The following is a 1156-nucleotide window of genomic DNA, read 5'->3' on the forward strand; positions in this document are numbered from 1 at the left end:
TGCTCAGTTGTGAAATGCCATTGGATCGATTTTTGGTTCTGGTTACGCTCGACTTCCCAAGCCGTGACTTCCCGTTGGAGTTCTTCCATCGAACCGATTCGACGATCCAAACATTGAATCGTCAACGCGCTGAGTTCAATTTCAGCCATGTTCAACCAACTCCCATGTTTGGGTGTGTAATGAATTTCCAACCGTTGAGCGAGAGCCAATGCGACTTCAGGAGCAAAAGCTTCATACAAGGAGGAAATCGAATGGGTATTCAAGTTGTCCATAACGAGTCGAACACGCTTCGCTTGAGGGTAGTGGAGATCTAAAAGTTCTTGAATTTGGTGAGCCCAATCGACTTTGGTCCGTCTTGCGCTCACTTGAGCATGACGCCAACCGGCTAGAGGCTCGGTGAACATAAAGAGGCTGCAACTGCCTTTTCGCTTGTACTCGTAGTCTTCGCGTCGAACTTTTCCCGGCTTCATCTTTTCCGGCGCATAGACATCGTTTAATAGCTGGATCGGTTGCTCATCCATACAAATGAGGGGAATGGAGGAGTCGTAAGCTCGACCGTACGTCTCTAGGATGTCTTCCATTCGCGCGACAAATTCGGCATTCGCTTTGGCTGGAATGCACCATTGTTTCTTCAGGTGAGGCTTAAGTTTCGTTTTTTTAAAGCTTGACGAATCGTTTCACGTCCTACGCTCTCCATGATGTTGAGTTCAATGACGCGATGCGTCAACAACCGAATGGTCCAGCGCGCATAACCTTCGGGTGGCTCGGAACAAGCCAGAGCAATGACTCGAGCTTCTTCTTCACCCGTAAGCGCAGCCGGACGTCCGGGATTGGGGGATTGGCGATAGGAAAGGGTGGCTTCAAGCCCGTCGTTCACGTAGCTTTTCACGGTATGATACACGGTCACGTCGCTCACACCTACGCGCTGAGCGATTTCCAACTGTTTCGGAATCGCTCCCTGACTTTCGTCGGCCAAAAGTAAAATGAGGCAGCGATTGCGAAGACCTTTGGCGATTTTAGGCGCATGAAGAATTTGGTTGATCTGCTCGCGTTGTAAATCGTTTAATTCCACTTTATATTTTTTATTCATCGCTTAACCCTCCCGATTTTCGGTTCGATAAGGAGAGGATAAAGCTAAAATGTTAAGCGGTCAAGG

At 48.6% G+C, this 1156-nt stretch carries 2 protein-coding genes; both read right to left on the bottom strand.

Annotated features, from left to right (window positions below; all coding sequences use genetic code 11):
* On the bottom strand, positions 1-635 hold a 635-nt coding region (locus tag HRQ60_RS23380; RefSeq protein WP_172201023.1), incomplete at its 3' end, for an IS630 family transposase.
* Complete coding sequence (locus tag HRQ60_RS23385; RefSeq protein WP_172201020.1) at positions 632-1090, bottom strand: helix-turn-helix domain-containing protein; 459 nt, start codon at positions 1088-1090, stop codon at positions 632-634. The genes HRQ60_RS23380 and HRQ60_RS23385, both read right to left, overlap by 4 nt.
* Between the last annotated feature and the right edge of the window lie 66 nt (positions 1091-1156).

The organism is Saccharibacillus qingshengii, assembly GCF_013185195.1.
GTDB lineage: Bacteria > Bacillota > Bacilli > Paenibacillales > Paenibacillaceae > Saccharibacillus > Saccharibacillus qingshengii.

Bases quoted from the DNA above. Each gene is read 5' to 3' on its own strand.
- HRQ60_RS23385 (WP_172201020.1), bottom strand. From the start codon at position 1,090: ATGAATAAAAAATATAAAGTGGAATTAAACGATTTACAACGCGAGCAG.